Genomic DNA, 18,261 nt, shown 5'->3' with positions numbered 1-18,261 from the left:
CGGTCGTTTCGTCGCCCATCTCACAGGAGGTTTTGTGAAGGTCAGCGTCGTCATTCCCGCCTTCAACGTGCGGAGCAAGTTACGCCTGTTGCTGTACACTCTCGCGCACAGCGTGCTCGATCCGGAGGACTCCTTCGAGATCGTCGTCGCCGACGACGGCTCCACCGACGGTACCGGCGAGATGGTCGCCGAGCTGGCGGGCCGTGACAACCTGACCTACCTCCACCTTCCGCGCACCGACCGGTCGAGCCGGGCGGCCGCCCGTAACGCGGGCATCGCCAAGGCCGGCGGGGAACTCATCGTCATGGTCGACGCCGACACGGTGGTCGGGCCGACCTATCTCGCCGAACACGTCCGTTATCACCGGCTCAGGAATGATCTCGTGGTGATCGGCCCCCGCCCGGACCTCGGAGACGGAGACTTCGACGAGGAGCGCCTCAGCCGCGAATTCACCTTCGACGCCATGCCCGCCGTCGCCTGGGGTGATCCGCGCGAGCGAGTGCTGGCCGAATTCTCGGGCAACATGAACCGGCTCGCCATCTGCTGGCATCTCCTGTTCACCTGCAACGCCTCGGTACGCGTCGAGCACCTACGCCGGCTCGGTGGTTTCGACGAGGCGTTTCTCGGCTGGGGACTTGAGGACACCGACCTGGGATATCGGCTGCGACAGGCGGGACTGGCCTTCGCCTTCAACGTCTCGGCCGTGGCCTACCACCAGCGGCGCCGGGAGATAGACGCCGCGATGTACGACGACTGGGTCCGCAATCTCGCCTACATGATGGCCAAGCATCAGGCGCCGGAAGTGGCGATCCAGTCGATCGTCGGCCCGGCGATGAACCCCACTGACCGGCGGATCGGCTGGGTTGAGGCGATGCGCTGCTTCGAGTTCGCCGCGCGGGCCCTCGACGGCCGGCTACCGGTGTCCACCACCTACCGGCTCGTGGTGGTCGAGGAGGACACGGTCGACGCCGCGACGACGGAGTTGACGGCCCACGGCGCGACGAGCGATCTTCTCGTCATCGACGAGACCCCCGGCGCCGAACTGGCCGGCCCGGTCCAGTGCATGGACACCTCCGGCGAGCTGCTCTACTTCCACCGGCCGTCGGCGACGCAGCGAGCCGAGATCCTCAGCCGCTACCCGGTGGCCGGTGCTGGGGTGGCGCAGTGAGTTTGGCGACGTCGGAGGCGTAGACGGTCATCCAGTGCGGATGCAGCCGGTAGTAGACCACCTCGTTGGTCCAGTCGAAGGCGTCGTCGCCGTAGAAGTCCGTGAGGTACGCGAGCAGGTCCGGCCAGTCGGCGGCGGGCTCGCCGTCCTGGGGGTTGAGGATCTCCACGGTGCCGTGGGTGAACACGCCAAGTTCCTCACCGCGCATGTACGCGGCGCTGACAGCGGGCCGGGCGGCGAGGTGGCGGGCCTTGGCGGCGTTGCGCGCCGTACCGAAGTGCCACTTTCCGTGCAGGAAGTGCCCGTCCACCCCGCTGATCCGCGGCTCGCCCTTCGCCGTCACGGTGGACAGCGCGAGGGGGCACATGCCGGTGAGGATCTGGGTGAGCTGCTGCGCGCTCAGGGTGCGCTCGTCACTGATGATCGAGCGGAGGTGCGAGGTGGAGCGGGAGAGAGAGTCATCGAGAAGGGCCTGGAGCTCCTTGAGCTCTTCTGGCGTTTCGCGCATCGAAGTCCTTGTCTATCCGTAGGGGCCGGTCCACGCCCGCCATCGACGCCGACCGGGGAACCCATACTCACCCGCAAAACCCGACACCTTGTGTCATGTTTCTTCCCTGGTCTTCAAGCAGAATCGACACATCAATGCTGGTCATCCTGACGTCTCTATGAGGAGTCGACTTATAATAAGTGCGTTCATCATTGATGGAGGTGACCGTGGACAAGCCTGCGGGGATGTTCGACCGTGACTACGAGTGGTCGGAACTGTCGCGCTTCGTCCGCTACCCGGAGCCGGAGGCGACGCTTGGCGTGGTGTCCGGACGCCGTCGCCAGGGCAAGACCTTCCTGCTGGACGCGGTCTGTCGGGCGACAGGGGGGTTCTACTTCGCCGCGACCGAGGCCACCGAGACCGAATCTCTCCAGCAGTTCGGCACGGCGCTCGCCCGCCATCTCGGGGAGACGGTCCCTCGCAGGTTCGCGAACTGGGACGAGGCCATCGAATTCCTCATGACCATCGCCGTCGCCGGGCCGACCCCCGTGGTCATCGACGAGTTTCCCTATCTGGTCAGGGCTTCCCCACATCTTCCCTCCCTGATCCAACGGGCGCTCGGCCCCCAGGGGCAGCGTCAGGGCAGTGCGGTACGGCTCCTGCTGTGCGGATCGGCCCTGTCCTTCATGGGTTCGCTCCTCGCGGGGACCGCGCCGCTCCGTGGCCGGGCGAGCCTGGAGTTGGTGGTCCCCACCCTTGACTACCGGCTGGCCAGGGATTTCTGGGGCATCTCCGATCCCGCCCTGGCACTGCTCGTCAACGCCGTCGTCGGCGGCACCCCCGCATATCGGCGCGAGTTCACCCTCGGCGACGTCCCCGACGGCATCGAGGACTTCGGGCCGTGGGTGATGCGCAACGTGCTCAACCCGGGGCGCCCGCTGTTTCGTGAAGCCCGGTTCCTCCTCGCGGAGGAACCCGAACTACACGACATCGCCCTGTACCACGGCGTCCTGTCGGCGATCGCGAACGGCAACCACACCCGCGGCGGCATCGCCGGATATCTCGGCCGCAAGTCCACCGATCTGAGTCATTCGCTGACGCTCCTGGAAGACGTCGGGATGATCACTCGGGACCCGGACGCCTTCCACGGCAAACGTTCCACCTACCGCATCACCGAGCCCATTCTCAGCTTCTACCACGCGATCATGCGGCCGGAATGGACCGACCTGGAGCGTCCCGGTTACGCCGAACAGGTCTGGGACCGTTCGCAGACGGCGTTCCGCAGCAAGGTCCTCGGCCCACACTTCGAACACCTCGCCCGCACCTGGACGCGCTGGTACGCCCATCCGGAAACCCTCGGCGGTCTGCGCACCCGTGTCGCCTCCGGGATCCTGCCCGACCCAGCGGCCAAGAGCAGCCATGAGATCGACGTCGTCGTCTTCGGCCGCGACGGCGATGGGAAGGAGGTCATCCTCGCGATCGGTGAGGCGAAGTACGGCGACGTCGTCGGTCGTGGTCACCTTGAGCGCCTTGAGCGTCTCCGTGAGCTGCTCATCCGTCGCGACGACCGCGCCACCCCCGGCACCCGGCTTCTGTTGTTCGGTGCGACCGGCTTCATGCCCCAGTTGCGGGAAACCGTGAGGGAACGCGCGGACGTACAACTCGTCGACCTGACCCGCCTCTACGAGGGTTCCTGAACAACCGGTGCCCTGTCCCGCGATGCTGAGGGGCAGGGCACCGGACCTCGTACGTCAGACGGTGAAGTCGCGGAGCAGGCCGGTGTACCTCTTGGGGCGGGGAGGGGCGAACTCGCCTCGGGTGCTCGTCCGCAGGCCGAGGGAGACGAGCGACTCGACGAGCTTGGTCGCCACGGTGACGCCGTCGATCACCGGGACGCCGACCGCGCGGGAGACGTCCGCGCAGAAAGAGGCCATGCCCGCGCAGCCGAGCACGATCGAGTCACATCCGTCCCGTTCCACGACCTCCGCGCACAGGGCGGTCACCACCTTGCGCGCGTCCGAGGAGGGGTCGTCCAGCTCGAGTACGGGGATGTCGCAGGCGTGCACCCCCCGGCACGCGCCCGCGAAGCCGTACCGGGCGGCGAGGTCCCATGCCCGGCCCGTGGTCCTGGCGAGGGTCGTCACGACGCTGAAGCTCCGGCCGACCAGGGTGGCGGCGTGCATGGCCGCCTCGGCGATCCCGACCACCGGCCCCGAGGCGAGCTCGCGGGCGGCGTCGAGGCCGGGGTCTCCGAAGCAGGCGATGACGTATCCGTCCGCCCCCGCCGCCTCGCCCGCCGCGATCTCCGCCAGCAGGCCGGGCACGGCGAGGGCCTCGTCGTAGTGGCTCTCGATCGACTCCGGGCCCATCGCCGGGTTCACCGCCGTGACGACGGTGGACGGCGCCGCGACCGCCCGGGCGCATCGGCCGATGTTCTCGGTCATGGCCCGGGCGGTGTTGGGGTTGATCACCCGGAGGTCGACGCGGGTCATCAACCGACCAGGGTCGTGCCGTCCGACACCCGGTCGGTGTCACGGTCGAGACCGCCGATCCTCGGCGACATCCGCTCCAGCACGGTGAACGCCACGAACCCGAGCCCGCAGCCGACGAACCAGCTGTAGTCGGCGATCCAGGTCACGTCGATCGTGGTGAGCTCCAGGTCGAGCAGCATCTTCGGCACGAGCACCGACACGATCGCGGGGACCCCGCTGAGCACCGTCGCCCAGACCGCGTTCGGGTTGTAGCCGCCCTGGAAGAAGTAGCGGCCGGTCGGTTCGAGGGTGAACATGTCGTCCACCCAGATCCGCTGGCGGCTCACGATGTAGTAGCCGGAGATCAGGATCCCGAACAGCGGCCCGATCAGGGCGCCGAGGATGCCGAGCGTGTAGTGGATGGCGTCGGGGTTGCTGTACCAGTTCCACGGCGTGAGCAGCACGGAGCCGACCGCCGCGATCATGCCGCCGGTCCGCCAGCTGATCTTCTGCGGGTTCACGTTGGAGAAGTCGAACGCCGGGGAGATGAAGTTCGCGACGATGTTGATGCCGATCGTCGCGATGACGAAGGTGAGCCCGCCCAGCAGGATCGCGAACGGTGTGTCGATGCGCTCGACCGTGTGGATGGGGTCGGTGATGAGCTCGCCGAACACGGGCACGGTCGCCGACGCGGTGATCACCGTGAGCAGCGAGAAGAACAGGAAGTTGATCGGCAGCCCGAGGAAGTTGCCCTTCTTCACCGCCGCGAACGACTTCCCGTACCGGGAGAAGTCACCGAAGTTCAGCATCGGCCCCGAGAAGTACGAGACGACGAGGGCGATCGCGCTGAGCATGACCGGGATGGACGCGCCGAAGTCGAGGTTCTCGCCCTCGGAGAGGTCGAGGCTGATGTTCTCCCAGCCCGCCTGGCTGACCAGGTAGACGGCGAGCACGACCATGACGACGTAGACGGCGGGTCCCGCCCAGTCGATGAACCGCCTGATCGCCTCCATGCCCTTCCAGAACACGGCCGCCTGTGCCACCCAGAGGATGGCGTAGCAGATGTAGCCGAGCGCGGACAGGCCGAGGAAGCCGCCCTCGTTCAGCGACGCCGACGCGGGCCAGAACTTGAGGAAGATGATGATGAGCGACTGGGAGGCGAGGTAGGTCTGCACCCCGTACCAGGCGATCGCGATGAGCCCGCGGATGATGGCGGGGATGTTCGCGCCGCGCACCCCGAAGATCGCCCGGTTGATGACCGGGTACGGCACACCGGTGACCTGGCTCGGCTTGGCGACCAGGTTGCAGAACACGTTCACGATGACGATGCCCACGATCAGGGCGAGGAGGACCTGCCAGCTCGCCAGCCCGAGGGCGAACAGGCTGCCCGCGGTGACGTAGCCGCCGACGCTGTGCACGTCGGACATCCAGAAGGCGAAGATGTTGTACGAGGACCATCTCTGCTCGCGGAGCGGGGCGAGGTCCTCGTTCGCGAGCCGGGGGTCGTAGTGGGGTTTGACGAGGCCGTCGCCGACGGGCATGCCCGCGGCCTCGACGACGTCGTGTAGTTTCGGCTGGGACGGTGCGCTGTGTTCGGTCATGTCGGCTTCCGTGGGGGGTACGGTGCGGGAGCCCGGTGTGTCCCGCGCGCGGGTGTGCCAGGGCGGAAGGTGCTCGGGATTGACGCAGCTGCCCCCGCAGGGGCTGTGGCGTGGGCTGTTAAGTGGTCACTTAACAGCTGCCGTCAATGTATGCCTTGACACCCGACCCCTAATTTCGGCCGCGTAAAGGCCTTGTGACAATTGGCGTGGAGGCCGTGACAGCCATGACCCCGGAACCCGGCGCGGAGATCGAGGCGATCACGAACGAGCACCTCGGCCGCAGGCTCCGCGAGCTGCGGCTCCGGTCGGGGATGTCGCTGCGTGCCCTGGCGCGCGAGCTCGGCATCTCGCCCAGCGCCGTCTCCCAGATCGAGCTCGGTACGATGCGGCCGTCCGTCAGCAGGCTCATCGCCTTCGTCTCCGCGATCGGCGTGCCCCTCGCGGCCGTGTTCGACACCGCGGAGGCGGCCGACGCCGACCCGGCGGGGCCGAGCGCGCCCCTCGGGTTCGCCATCCGGCGCTCGTGGGAGGTCGCCCCCATCCGGCTCAGCGGCGGCATCACCTTCCGCAGGCTCTCGCCCGCCCCCTCACCCGACGTCGAGTTCTTCGAGTCGACCTATCCGCCGAACTCGATCTCCAACGCGCACGGCCACTTCCTCAAGCACGAGGGCTACGAGGTCGGGACCGTGACCAGGGGCGAGCTCACCATCGACTTCGAGTCCGAGGTCGTCACCCTCGCCGAGGGCGACTCCATCACCTTCCCGTGCAGCCGCCCCCACATCATCGGCAACCGCTCGGAGACCGTCACCGCCGTCGCGACCTGGCTCATCGTCCATCACTGACGGTCGGAGTCTCCTTACGGCGATAGGAGAGGACCACGCCCGTCGTGTAGAGGGTCACCCCCAGCAGGACCATGAACACGATCGTGGGCCACTGCAGCCACGGCGGCAGGTGGAGGGCGAGAAACCACGAGCGCGTCGGGCTCTCCGACACCTTGAGATAGCCGGCCAGCAGTCCCTGCGGGAACAGCGGGATCGCACCGAACGTGAAGCAGAGCCCGATGATGATCTGTTCGTGGCGCGGCAGGGACTCGAAGGGGCGTCGCCCGCCCGTACCCGGTTTCGGGGCGGGCCTGCGGCCGGTGCGCATCGTGTCGAGCAGTTCGGGGCCCCGCTCCAGCAGCCGCCGCTCGGCGAGCAGCCCGAACCCCCAGTAGCACAGAGCCCCCGTCAGGACGCCGACGGCCACGCCCGCCCAGCCGAGGAACCCGGCCGCGATCGCCGCGGGAACGGCGGTGAGGGCCGTCAGCGCCAGCACCGCGTACACCATGCCGGTGACCGCGCCGTCCTCCTCCGTGGAGCGCAGCGGGTTGCCGCCGCGCCGGTGCGGGTCGGTGCCCGGGATGAGCCCGTACACCGAGACCAGGGGGACCAGTCCGGCGCCGCCGCCCAGCAGGGCGAGGAGGACGGCGAGCAGCGTGGGCCACGGCCCGCCGGTGACCGCGGCGAGGGAGACCGTCAGCGCGACGGCGACGGGCGCGACGGTGAGCAGCCACGCGTGCTGTCGCCCGCGCACATCGCTCGCGCCGGGCGTCATGAGCGTGAGCCACAGCGCGGTGCCGTCGGTGCCGTAGAGGTTCGCCGACATCGCCGCGGCCATCACGACGAACAGCGGGCCCGCCCAGGGCAGCATCCCCGTCCAGCCCATCAGCAGCGGGGCCGCGGCGAAGGACACACCGTAGGCGAAGGCGAAGGTCAGCTGGTGCGTACGCACCAGGTCACGCGACCAGGTGCGCAACTCCTTGGCGAGTACGGCGCCCGAAGCGGTGGTGGCCCGGATCGGCCGGCGCCCCCTCGTCGCCGCCCTGGACGCACCGGCCCTGCGGGTGAGCAGCGCCGCCCACGCGGCCAGCAGCAGGACGACGAGCAACGCCATCCCGCCCAGGGCTGCCAAGACCCGCACCCATTCGGCGGACGCGGCGGCCTCCACCGCGACCGTCCCCCAGCCGGAGGGCAGGTAGCGGGTCACCGTCGTCACCACCGGCGGAATGCCGTTCGTCTCGCCGAGCGCCACGAAGACGACCCAGATCTGGCCGAGGAAGGCCAGGATCAGGCCGTTGGTCAGGCCGGCGCCGATCGCCCCCACCCGGGAGCGCAGGGCCAGGCCGAGCAGGGCGACCGCGACCCGGGAGAGCAGGACGAACATCGCGAGCTGGAGCAGCAGCGCGGGGACCGAGACGAGCGCGGCCGCGACGCCCTGGCGTACGCCGAAGACGGTGAGCCCGGTCAGGGCGAGCAGGCTGATCGCGGGCGCCACCCCGACGAAGGCCGCCAGGAGCAGCCCCGAGGCCAGACGGCGCGGTCGCAGGCCGAGCAGCGTGAAGTACTCCGGGCGGAGCGTCTCGTCACCACCGCCGGCGAAGACGGGGCCGAAGATCCAGCCCAGCATCCAGACCGCGTAGACGGCCGGGAGCAGCTCAGGAAGGGAGAGGGCCACGAAGATCGTGCCGGCCGCGAGGACCAGGCCGACCACCGCGCCCATCGCGACGAAGCCGGCCCGCTGCCCGGTCATCGAATGACGGAGCACGGCCACCTTCATGTCGACCATGGTCAGCTCGACAGCCATGTCAGCTCCTTCACCCCGCCGTCGGCGGTGCCGACCAGGCCGACGAAGGTGTCTTCGAGGGAGCCCGTTCCGCGGACCTCGTGCAGGGAACCCGCGGCGGCCACCCTGCCCTTGTCGATCACCGCGACGTGGTCGCAGAGCTGCTCCACCAGGGCCATGACGTGACTGGAGAGCACGATGGACCCGCCACCGGCCACGAAGCCGCGCAGAATCGTCTTGATCGTCGCGGCGGACACCGGGTCCACGGCCTCGAAGGGCTCGTCGAGCACGAGCAGCCTCGGCGCGTGCAGCAGGGCGGTCGCCAGGCCGATCTTCTTGCGCATCCCGGTGGAGTACTCGATGACGAGCGTCTTCTCCGCCTCGTCGAGCTCCAGCACCGACAGCAGTTCCTCGGCGCGCTGGTCGACGACCTCGCGCGGCAGCCCGCGGAGCAGCCCGAGATAGGTCAGCACCTCCCGCCCGGTGAGCCGTTCGGGCATGGCCATTCCGTCCGGCAGTACGCCGACCAGCGTCTTGGCCGTGGCCGGGTCGGACCAGACGTCGGCGCCGAAGATCCGCGCGTGGCCCTCGTCGGGGCGGAGCAGGCCGACGGCCATGGACAGGGTGGTGGTCTTGCCGGCGCCGTTCTGGCCGACGAGCCCGTAGAAGGAGCCCTGGGGGATGTTCAGATCCACGTGGTCGACGGCGACCTTCTCGCCGAAGGTCTTGCACAGACCGTGGATCTCAAGTGCTGCGGGCATGGGGGTACTCCGGATCGCGGGGGGAAAAGTCGGTCGTTCGCACGCGAAGTGGCCGGGACAGAGATCAACAAATATGGGCGTTTGAGAACTTACCCACTAGATCCAGTTCGCCGCCATACAGTGCGCGGTCACTCTCGCGGACCGATCCCCTGCCCCCGTGTCGACGGCGTCTTCGGCCGCTTCGTCGACGGCTTCCGCCATCGGTGACGGCCTTGGCGGTTCCGGTCCAGGGCCGGGGCGCCGATGTCCGGCGTCCGCCGACCACGCGTGAACCCGCCGCCCTTCGGCGGAAGGACGGCGGGCCGCGGTGGCTCAGGCGGATGTCTTCGTCATCGTCAGGATCGGGCGAACGACTCGGGTGGAGGCCTTCGCGGTCGTCGCGGTCGAACGACTCCGGCGGCGCCCTCGTAGGCGTCGGAGACGAACGACCCGGGCCGGTGTCTCCGTCATCGTCATGGCCGGGCGAACGGCCGGACGACTCGGGCGGACGTCTGCGCGATCATCACGGCCGGACGGCTCAGGCGTAGACGGACCCGAGCCACTCACCCCAGGTCCGCTCGGCGTCGGCCTGGTCGATTTCGGTGAAGAGGTGGTGGCCGGTCATGATGACGCCGTCGCCCCCGACGAACCGCAGCAGCGCGTCGTCGGTGCGTACGCCCAGGAAGCTGGGGGCGAGCACCGTGTCGACCACCCCGTCGACGCCCTGGCCCGCGACCGTGAGGTGCACCTTGTCGCCCTCCCTGACCTGCTCGGACAGGCCGACTGCGTGGGTGAGACCGGCCCAGACCAGGTCCTGGTCGGGCTGCTGCGGGCCGAACGCGGTGACCGGCACGGCGGTGCGGCCGCGGAAGTGCTCCAGATACTGGGCGAGGGTACGCAGGTAGAGCGGGTTGCCCTTGCGGAGCGCGTCGTACTCCGCCTCCCAGTCGCCGGTCAGGACCCCGCTGTGCACGAACCGCAGCACGGCGCCACCGCCGTCACGGCCCTCGACGAGATATTCGAACGCCATGAACCCGCCGTCCTCGTCGGGCTCCGAGCGGTAGGCGAACCGGTGCGGCGGCTCCCAGGCGGTGACCGTGGAGTCACCGCTCACCCCGGGCATCGTCATCGACACCGTGCCCCCCTCGCGGGGCTCGATCTCGTTCTTGCCCATGAACCACGCGTCGACGCCGGGGCCTGTCGCGATCGCCTCCCAGACCTGCTCGGGGGTCGCCTGGAGGTCGACATCGTGGGTGAGGCGGAATTCGTGCGACATATCAGGACTCCTTGATGTCGTTGGTGTCGTTGCCCCGCCTCGCTCCTCGACGAATTTCACGAGGCCGTGGCACTGGAGGGTCTTCAGCTCTGCCGGGACGCCCCGGTGACCGCCGCGCGACCGGTCGCCGGGTGCCGCTCGACCAGCGCCTCCGGCGGCCGCACCCGGATCGGATCGAGCGCCGCCTCGGCGACGCCGACCTCTTCGGCCGCCCCGCCTTCGAACATGTTCTCTACAATATCGACCGACGACTCACACCGTCAATACAAAAAAAGTTGTCGGTATCAGGCGATTGTCCGAAAATGAAAACGATTCTTTACATGACCTTGAAAGTGACTGTATGTTGTCAATCAATCACTCTACGAACTCAACGAATGTAGGTGAGCACCATGCCGGAAAACGGCACAGAGCGCCCCCCCGACCCCCGGGTGGCGTTCGTGGACGCGGAGGCGGCCCAGACGGGCGAGACGAGCGAGCGGCCCGGGACGGCCGACCGCGCCGCCGTCGCCGCGAAGACCGATGACCATCTGCCTCCCCTCGCCGATCAGCCGATCGACGACAAACCTCTCGCCGCGCGATTCACCGAACCGGAAGAGGAGGAGTAGAGATGCAGCTGCACTTCCGCAACCGCTACACCTCCAAGGTGTGGGTCGCGATCATGTTCTACAGCCCCGTCGGCTGCCGCGACTACGGCCAGTGGGGCACCCGGGGCTGGTGGGCCATCGACCCGGGCGGTGAGGCGTTCGTCCTCAACACCGACAACCGCTACGCCGCCTTCTACGCCGAAGCCGCCAACGGAGCCGTCTGGACCGGTCCCTACGGCCCGATGTACGTCTACCAGAACGCCTTCGACTCCTGCATCAACATCGGCAGCACCGCCGCGAGGCGCGTCGGCACCCGACTCGTCGACATGAACGGCTATTCGAGCTACTACGTGAATCTCACCGCCTGACGCGCTCCCCTCACCTGACGCGCCGCCCGGCCCCGCGCCACAGTGAGAGCGGACGCGGATGAGCGCCTCCTGAGAGACGGATACCGAAATTCCCTTCTCAGGGTCCGTCCCCCCTACGCACAGGAGGCGCTCGATCCCAGCCAGACGACCCGCGTCAAGATCCGGGCTCAGGTGTCGAGCATCCCGGCTCCGAGGACTCAGCGACGCGGGGTGAGCAGGAAACGGTCCTTCGCATTGAGTTCCACGGCGGCGCGGCTGTAGAGCAACGGGAAATACTCCCCCTTCTGCCAGGGTTCCGCCAGGTCGCGATAGTGCGGGCTGCGAGGGTCACCCGACTGGCCGGGAGCGTTGATCGCCTGCGACCTGTCCCAGTCGCCGACGTCGAGCACCATCTTGAACGTGGGGCCCGACAGGGGAGCGTAACTGCCCGGCAGATAGTTCGACGCCTCCACGGTGTTCCAGGAGCCACCGCGTGGGAAGGGGCCCACGTCCTTGCCCGTCGGATGCCCGAACGTGAGCCGCTGGATGTCGCCCCACTTCCAGGTGGCGGGATCGGGGCCGAGCCGACCGACCAGTTCGTCGTAGGCCGCCGCGAGCGAGGTCTTGAGAATGCGGTCCCGCACCGCCGTTCCCCCGGCGCCGAACCACCGGTCAGGGTTGTCCATCGCGTCGAAGAGCAGCAGCGGGTCGTGGATGAAGATCTGCCTCGCCACGTTCTCCGGCAGGACCTCGCGGGCGAACGCCGGTTCCAGGTGGCCACTGAACCACGTCTCGAACAGGGCGGCCCGCCCCGAGTCCGCGCTCGTGACCGCGTCGTAGGTGCGCAGCAGTTCGAGCGCCCGCACCGTCGACGGCTGGTCGCTCGTGATGCCCGCGAGCAGCCGCACCAGCCTGCGGGCCGGGATGGAGACCTTGTCGCTCTGCAGCGCCGCCGAGTCGGCGGGCGAGGTGCGCGACCGGGAGGAGAGCACCTCGACGATGCGCTCGTGCCGGTACGGGGAGGCCCACGAGTCGAACCCGACCTTCAACGGGTGGTCCTTGGGCATGTTGAACTCGTTGGCGGAGGCGACGATCCCCTTGACCGGGTTGTAGGAACGCGGCAGGCGGGCGCCGTCGTGGAAACCGGCCCAGTCGTAACGGCCGTCCCCCGGCACGGGCAGCAGGCCGTCGTACCCGACCCTGTTCGGTGCCAGACCGCCCGGAACCCACCCGATGTTGCCCGCGACGTCGGCGTAGATCTGGTTCTCCGGCGGCCCGCCCCAGGTGCGCATCGCCGTCGCGAACTCGTTCCAGTTACGCGCCCGCATGTACTTCATGCTGCCGAAGTAGGGCGTCGTGCCCGGTTGCAGCCAGGTCGTACGCAGCGCGTAGGCGAGATTCCGCTCCCGATCCACCTTGATCACCGGACCGTGGCGGGTGAACGAGAGCTCGGTGCGCCGGGCCCGCTCACCTGCGACCGGCACGTTCTCCGTGACGGTCCTGAAGCGTTCCCACCCCTTGCCGTACCGGTAGCGTCCCGGGTCGCCGGGGTCGAGCTGATAGACGTAGAGATCCTCCTGGTCGACGCCGAAGATGGTGAGCCCGAACGCCACGGTCCCGTTGTGCCCGATGGAGATGCCGGGCAGGGCGGGCTCCCCCGCCCCGATCACGTCGAGGCCGGGTGCCGACAGGTGGGTGATGTAGCGCAGCGCGGGCGCCTTCATCACCCGGTGCGGGTCGCTGGCCAGGATCGGACGACCCGTCGTGCTACGCGCCGGCGCGACGGCCCAGGCGTTGCTGCCCTCGGAGAGGACGGGCCCCGGCGGCTCGGGGACCGCGCGGACCTGGCCGTTCTGGAAGACGACGCTCTGGGTGGCGAGCTGGTAGGTGCCGAGCACGTCCGGAGGAATCGCGCACGGGTCGAGCCCGTCGGGCACCACGGTCTTCCACTCGGGCTCAAGCTTGCGCATGAGCGGGTCGACACCGATGCCGCCCGCGCAGACCGCGCGGGCGCGGTCGACCTCGGAGGTCAGATTGATCGCCAGGCTGTGGCTACGGATCCGCACGACGTCCTCGGGAGACCATCGCGCGGGCGCGTACCCCAGCTCGCGAAACTCCTGCGGCATCGCCTCCGGGGTGCGCTTCAGCCAGTCGACGTAGGCGTTGATCCCCTCGGCGAACCGGGTGGCCGCCTTCTTCGCGTCGGGACCGTAGCTCTGCCACTCCTTCTCCATGTCCCCTCGGTAGAGGAACAGCCTGGCCGCCTGGTCCTGCTTGAGGTAGGCGGGGCCGAGCACCTCGGACAGAAGCCCGAGGCCGCGACGGCGCCACAGGTCGATCTGGAACAGGCGATCACGGGCCGCGTTGAACCCCTGCGCGAGGTACAGGTCGGCGGTGTTCTCCGCGTAGATGTGCGGCACGCCCCACCGGTCCACCAGCATCCGCACCGGCCGCTCCAGCCCGGCGACCGAGAAGACCGAGTCCGCGCCCGTCACCCCTTTCGCGCCCGCCGGTCCCGCCCGGCCCGCCGGACTCTCCGCCCCCGTCGGCCCCTCCGCGCCCGCCGCCTGCGGTAACAGGCCGGCGCCGAGGGCACCGCAGACGGCCAGCAACGAGGCCGTCCTCCTCCATCGCCGCATGTCGCTCCTCTCGTCGGCCGGCAGCACGAGACATGCCGGCGATGTGGGGCTCGCCCAGGCCGCACATCGAGCGCGGACGCGCGTTCCCGCGTCCCATCGCCCCCGCGAAGGATCACGACGCCGTCATCACAGCCGCGGCTCCCCAGCCCCCGTCACCGCAACTGTGGCGCGCCCTCAGTGCCCCGTCAGCCCTTGTTCGCCCCCTTAGAGCCCCTTCAAGAGAGCTCTTTCGCGAGGAAGCGCCGTCCACGAGGAAGCGCCGTCCACGAGGACAGTCCCGTCGCCAGAACGTGCCCTGTCAAGGCAAGCGCCATCAGGGCCGCCGTACGCCGACAGCCGGGGGCCGTCCGCCATCTGTGGACTCTGCCGGGACCGCCCGCTATCCGCGGGCTCAGTCGGGACCGCCTAACCGCAGGCTCCGTTGTAACCGCCTGCTACCCGCACCGCCCGCCCTACCTGTGAACTCCGTCGGGACCGCCCGCCCGCTCACGCACTCCTTAAAGACCGCCCGCTCGCTCACGCGCTCCTGAGGAGCCCGTCTACCCGCGGGCTCCGTCCCCGGCCACTGTGACCGCCTCGGTGAAGTGCCGATACCTGGTCAGCTCCTCTTCCACGGGCTCCAGCACCAGCTCGCGGCCGACCCGGTCGACGCTCGACCGCAGTGCCTTCGCCGCCTTGCGTGCTCTGCGCCGTCCGCCGAACCAGGCGGCCACCCGGGAGAGCAGCGCGATCAGCAGGCCGAGCAGCACGCCCCCGACCAGCAGCGTGGTGGGCCAGGGCAGTTCCCCTGCGGTCGGCAGGTAGAGCTGTGGGAGCCGGAGATAGTCGATGGCGACCAGGGCGAGCAGCCAGATCCCTCCGGCGACCACCGTCGCGAGCGCCAGCCACTGCGCCAGCCCGGCCAGCCGCCACCACAGGGGGCGCTTGGAGACTCCGAGCGAGGTGGTGGCCACCGCCCGGTCCAGGCTGTCCTCCAGCTCGTCCCCGCGTGACCTCGCCGCCTGCCGTACGGCGGCGGCCCACGGCGCGGGAAGCCCGGCGGAGGCGGCCCCCGCGGCCTCGCGAATCGCGGTGTCCATCCGGGAACGCTGGACGACGGTCGCGACGGGGATGGACGTCCTCCCGACGACGCCCTGCGGCTCTCCCGCACCCCCGGCGGACCTGCTCGCGGTGTCCAGGCGGAGGCGGCGAAGCGGATCGGGCCGCAGGCGGCGGACCCATCGGGTGGGCGGCCATCCGGTGGCGGCGACCGAACGGTGCCGGTGGGACTTGGCCACGGCCTCGACGACGGCCGGCACCCCTGCGGCCTGCGACAGCGCGTCCCTCAACGGCCTCGCCAGGCCGTCAGGCCCGCCCGCGACGCCCGGAGGGGTCTCGCCGGGGGAGACGCCGGACGCCCGGACGAGCGCGTCGGCCGCCATGCCCGCGTCGGCGGCGAGGCGGGCGGACCAGGACCGCCGGTCGGCGACCCGGGAGGTGAGCAGCGAGCGCAGCTCGGGGATGCCCGCCCCGGTACGGGTGGACACCCCGACCACCGGGACACCGGTCAGGCCGTCCTCGTCGAGGAGCCTCCGGAGGTCCTTCAGGCAGCGCTCGGCGGCGGCCGGTGAGAGCCGGTCGATCTGGTTCAGGACGACGACCATCACCCCCCGGTGCCTGGCCAGCGGCCGGAGGTAGCGGTCGTGGACGGCCGCGTCGGCGTACTTCTGCGGGTCGAGTACCCACACCAGCAGGTCGACCAGCTCGACGAGCCTGTCGACCTCCAGCCGGTGCGACGGCTCGATCGAGTCGTGGTCGGGCAGGTCGAGCAGGATCAGCCCGGCGGCAGCCTCGTCCATCCTCGCCACCTGCCCCGAGCCGTCCGACGGCCGGTCGGCGGAGGGCGAAGAAGCACCGGATGCGTCGAGGAGCTCGTGGCGGCGGGGGATCTCCAGCCAGTCGAGCAGCGGCCCCGCCCCGGCGCCCTCCCAGAGGGCGGCCTGGGCGGTCGAGGTGGTCGGGCGGGTGACGCCGACCGTGGCGAGCGAGGTGCCGGACAGCAGGTTGAACAGGGAGGACTTGCCGCTGCCGGTGGCACCGGCCAGCGCGACCGCGGTGTGGTCGACCGACAGGCTCGCCCGTACCCCGGCACGGGAGATCACCGAACGGGCCGCGCTCACCGCCTCCGCGTCCAGCCTCCCGTCGGCCAGATCGGCGGCGCGCGCCAGCGCCGTCAACCGGTCGTCCAGCGAGACCGCCTTCTCCCTTCGCAGCAGCTTCACGCCTGGCCCGCCTCTCCCCTACCGGTGCTTCGCGGGACACCGCCGGACGCGCGCGGAACGTCGCCGGACGCGTTCGGAGCATCGCCGGGCGCGCGAGGGGCGTCGCCGGGCGCGCAAGGAACCTCGCCGCGCCTACCGGACGCGTGTGGGGCGTCGTCAGGCGCGTGCGGGACGTCGCCGTGGACGCGGGGGACCTCGCCGGGCGCGCGGGGGAGACCGCCGGACGCGTGCGGGAGTGCGTCGGACGGTCTGCGTGATTCCTCCACGGTCCTCGGGACGGAGCCGGCGGGCAGGGCGGCGCGGCGGTCCGCGACGGGGAGCTCGCGCAGGTGCTCGCGTACGGCGTCGGAGGCGGCACGCAGGGCGGGGGCGGTGCCCTCGGGAGGCTGGGCGGCGTCCAGCAGGTCGGTGAAGCGGTCGGCGTCCTCGCTGAGGAGGATCGCGACGCGGGCGCGCAGGTCGGTGCGGGCTTTGACGGTGAGGTCACGGACGGCCTGGTCACCGAAGACGGCCTCCAGAACCTTCTGGCTGAGCACGCCGGTGCCTCCGGCGATGCCGACCTCGATACCGGTCAGGCCGCCGGTCGAGGCGAACACCGCGATCATCAGCAGCAGCCCGGCCCCGTTGAGCCCGAAGGAGGTGATGCGGGCGGTCGTGCGCTTGTCCGCCCCCTCCTCGCGGACCAGGTCGAGCACGTACGACTGCCAGCCCCGCACGGCCTCCTCCGTCTTCGCGGGCAGGTCGGCGGAGGCCCGGCCGAGACGTCCGGCCACGGCGACCCCCTCGCGTTCGAGGAGTGCCCGCCCCGAGGGGTGCGACGACCAGGATTCCAGAAGGCGCTCGGCGGCGCCGTCGGCCGAGGCCCTGATCAGTGCCTCCACGCCGCTCTCCAGCGCCGTCCGCAGCTCGCTCTCCGGCGCGGGCCGCCCGGTGACGAAGGCGACCACCCGGTCTCTGAACCTGCCGACCCGGCTCTCCAGGGAGCGCATCAGGTCGCCGGTACCGACGAAGTCCTGCCAGCGGGCCAGAACCTCGCCGCGCAGCAGCGACCCGTCCCGCATGCCCTCGTCGAAGGAGGCGAGGCCCACCGCGTAGGCGGCGTCCGCCATCGAGCGGAGCTCCTCGGCCTCGGTGTGCTGACGGTCGACCGCGGCCGCGAGCGCGGGCACCCGGGTGGAGAGGCTCTCCAGCGCGCCGGACAGGGTCTGGCGTACGACCTCGGCGCGGGAACGGGAGTCGGCGGCGATGGTGGTGAGCCAGTCGGCGATCGGCTGGACCGCCTGGCGCGGCAGGCGGGCGTTCTCGTCGGGCAGTGTCAGCTCGGGCACCTCGAAAAGGCGCGTTCCGCCCAGGCCGTTCGCCTCGAGCAGCCGGTTCAGGTCCTTGCGCACCACGCCCATCGCCTCGGGGGGAACCCTGGACAGGACGACGGCGAGTGCCGTGCTGCGTTCCCTGGCCGAGCGCAGGAAGCCCCAGGGAACCTCGTCCGCGTACCGGGCGGCGGTCGTGGTGAACAGCCACAGGTCGGCGGCGGCGAGCAGTTGGGCGGCCAGTTCGCGGTTCGCGGCGACGATCGAGTCGATGTCGGGGGCGTCGAGCAGGGCGAGGCCGGGCGGGACGGTGGCGGCGGTGACGATCCGGAGCGTGCCGGGCTCGCCCCTGCCGCTCCCGGTGACGCGCGGCAGGCCGGGCAGGACGTTCTGGGCGGTGAACCACTCGCGGTCGACGGGGCTGGTGACGAGGGTGGGTGCCATCGTCGTGGGCCGCAGCACCCCCGGCTCGGAGACGTCCTCGGCGACCAGGGAGTTCACCAGCGTGGACTTCCCCGCCCCGGTGGATCCGCCGACGACGGCGAGCAGCGGAGCGTCGATCGCGCTCAGCCGGGGGATCAGGTAGTCGTCGAGCTGGCCGGTCAGCTCGCGCAGCGCCCGGCGGTCGGCCTCCACGTCGCCGATCGCGAGGGGGAACAGCTCGCGGTCGAGGTGCCGCCGCAGCTCCCGCAGCGTCTCCAGAAGACCGTCGTTGTCACCCATACGGTCGATCCTGCCCTGCCGAGGCCCCTCTAGACGTGTTTGGCCCCACC

Annotated in this window: 15 protein-coding genes; 5 read left to right on the top strand and 10 right to left on the bottom strand. The window is 70.2% G+C overall.

Annotation, left to right across the window (positions count from 1 at the left end; all coding sequences use genetic code 11):
• Positions 1-34: 34 nt before the first annotated feature.
• Positions 35-1,168 carry a glycosyltransferase family 2 protein gene (locus tag ACFY3D_RS36570; RefSeq protein ID WP_389988613.1) on the top strand — a complete coding sequence of 378 codons (1,134 nt, stop codon included), beginning with the start codon at positions 35-37 and terminating at the stop codon, positions 1,166-1,168.
• Here ACFY3D_RS36570 and ACFY3D_RS36565 read toward each other — a convergent pair.
• A complete protein-coding gene (locus tag ACFY3D_RS36565) occupies positions 1,128-1,676 on the bottom strand; it encodes a pyridoxamine 5'-phosphate oxidase family protein (RefSeq protein WP_389988610.1) in 549 nt (182 codons plus the stop codon). The genes ACFY3D_RS36570 and ACFY3D_RS36565 overlap by 41 nt on opposite strands.
• 179 nt (positions 1,677-1,855) lie before the next feature.
• Between ACFY3D_RS36565 and ACFY3D_RS36560 the strand changes: the two genes are divergently transcribed.
• Positions 1,856-3,352 (top strand): ATP-binding protein, encoded by a 1,497-nt coding sequence (locus ACFY3D_RS36560; protein ID WP_389988607.1) that lies wholly within the window; start codon positions 1,856-1,858, stop codon positions 3,350-3,352.
• 54 nt (positions 3,353-3,406) lie between these two features.
• Here ACFY3D_RS36560 and ACFY3D_RS36555 read toward each other — a convergent pair whose 3' ends face one another.
• Positions 3,407-4,147 (bottom strand): aspartate/glutamate racemase family protein, encoded by a 741-nt coding sequence (locus tag ACFY3D_RS36555; RefSeq protein ID WP_389988604.1) that lies wholly within the window; start codon positions 4,145-4,147, stop codon positions 3,407-3,409.
• A complete protein-coding gene (locus ACFY3D_RS36550; protein WP_389988601.1) occupies positions 4,147-5,727 on the bottom strand; it encodes an NCS1 family nucleobase:cation symporter-1 in 1,581 nt (526 codons plus the stop codon). Before ACFY3D_RS36550 ends, ACFY3D_RS36555 begins: the two co-directional genes overlap by 1 nt.
• Before the next feature lie 224 nt (positions 5,728-5,951).
• Here ACFY3D_RS36550 and ACFY3D_RS36545 point away from each other — a divergent pair, with 224 nt between their 5' ends.
• Positions 5,952-6,569 carry a helix-turn-helix domain-containing protein gene (locus ACFY3D_RS36545; protein WP_389988677.1) on the top strand — a complete coding sequence of 206 codons (618 nt, stop codon included), beginning with the start codon at positions 5,952-5,954 and terminating at the stop codon, positions 6,567-6,569.
• Here ACFY3D_RS36545 and ACFY3D_RS36540 read toward each other — a convergent pair.
• The 4 genes from ACFY3D_RS36540 to ACFY3D_RS36525 all read right to left on the bottom strand — a co-directional run bounded on the left by ACFY3D_RS36540 (position 6,553) and on the right by ACFY3D_RS36525 (position 10,574).
• Positions 6,553-8,352 (bottom strand): hypothetical protein, encoded by a 1,800-nt coding sequence (locus ACFY3D_RS36540; protein WP_389988598.1) that lies wholly within the window; start codon positions 8,350-8,352, stop codon positions 6,553-6,555. The genes ACFY3D_RS36545 and ACFY3D_RS36540 overlap by 17 nt on opposite strands.
• Complete coding sequence (locus ACFY3D_RS36535; RefSeq protein ID WP_389988595.1) at positions 8,337-9,092, bottom strand: ABC transporter ATP-binding protein; 756 nt, start codon at positions 9,090-9,092, stop codon at positions 8,337-8,339. The genes ACFY3D_RS36540 and ACFY3D_RS36535 overlap by 16 nt, the downstream gene beginning before the upstream one ends.
• 517 nt (positions 9,093-9,609) lie before the next feature.
• Positions 9,610-10,347, bottom strand: coding sequence for an SRPBCC domain-containing protein (locus ACFY3D_RS36530; protein ID WP_389988592.1), 738 nt, complete (start codon positions 10,345-10,347; stop codon positions 9,610-9,612).
• Between the two features lie 83 nt (positions 10,348-10,430).
• Positions 10,431-10,574, bottom strand: a complete 144-nt coding sequence (locus ACFY3D_RS36525; RefSeq protein WP_389988589.1) for a hypothetical protein — start codon at positions 10,572-10,574, stop codon at positions 10,431-10,433.
• 153 nt (positions 10,575-10,727) lie between these two features.
• Here ACFY3D_RS36525 and ACFY3D_RS36520 point away from each other — a divergent pair, with 153 nt between their 5' ends.
• Both ACFY3D_RS36520 and ACFY3D_RS36515 read left to right on the top strand, forming a co-directional pair.
• Positions 10,728-10,952: a hypothetical protein gene (locus tag ACFY3D_RS36520; protein ID WP_389988586.1), complete on the top strand. Its 225-nt coding sequence runs from the start codon at positions 10,728-10,730 to the stop codon at positions 10,950-10,952.
• Between the two features lie 2 nt (positions 10,953-10,954).
• Complete coding sequence (locus ACFY3D_RS36515; protein WP_389988583.1) at positions 10,955-11,299, top strand: DUF1036 domain-containing protein; 345 nt, start codon at positions 10,955-10,957, stop codon at positions 11,297-11,299.
• A gap of 197 nt (positions 11,300-11,496) precedes the next feature.
• Here the strand turns inward: ACFY3D_RS36515 and ACFY3D_RS36510 are convergent, their stop codons facing one another.
• From ACFY3D_RS36510 to ACFY3D_RS36500, 3 genes are all read right to left on the bottom strand, one after another.
• Positions 11,497-13,917, bottom strand: coding sequence for a penicillin acylase family protein (locus tag ACFY3D_RS36510; RefSeq protein WP_389988580.1), 2,421 nt, complete (start codon positions 13,915-13,917; stop codon positions 11,497-11,499).
• Positions 13,918-14,456: 539 nt separating this feature from the next.
• Entirely contained in the window at positions 14,457-16,178 is a 1,722-nt protein-coding gene (locus tag ACFY3D_RS36505) for a GTPase (protein ID WP_389988577.1), read from the bottom strand.
• Positions 16,175-18,211 carry an ABC transporter gene (locus ACFY3D_RS36500; protein WP_389988574.1) on the bottom strand — a complete coding sequence of 679 codons (2,037 nt, stop codon included), beginning with the start codon at positions 18,209-18,211 and terminating at the stop codon, positions 16,175-16,177. Before ACFY3D_RS36500 ends, ACFY3D_RS36505 begins: the two co-directional genes overlap by 4 nt.
• Between the last annotated feature and the right edge of the window lie 50 nt (positions 18,212-18,261).

The sequence above is a fragment of the Streptosporangium sp. NPDC000509 genome (assembly GCF_042898365.1).
Lineage (GTDB): Bacteria > Actinomycetota > Actinomycetes > Streptosporangiales > Streptosporangiaceae > Streptosporangium.
The sequence above is the reverse complement of the archived record's forward strand: the minus strand, read 5'-3'. Positions and strand labels throughout refer to the sequence as shown.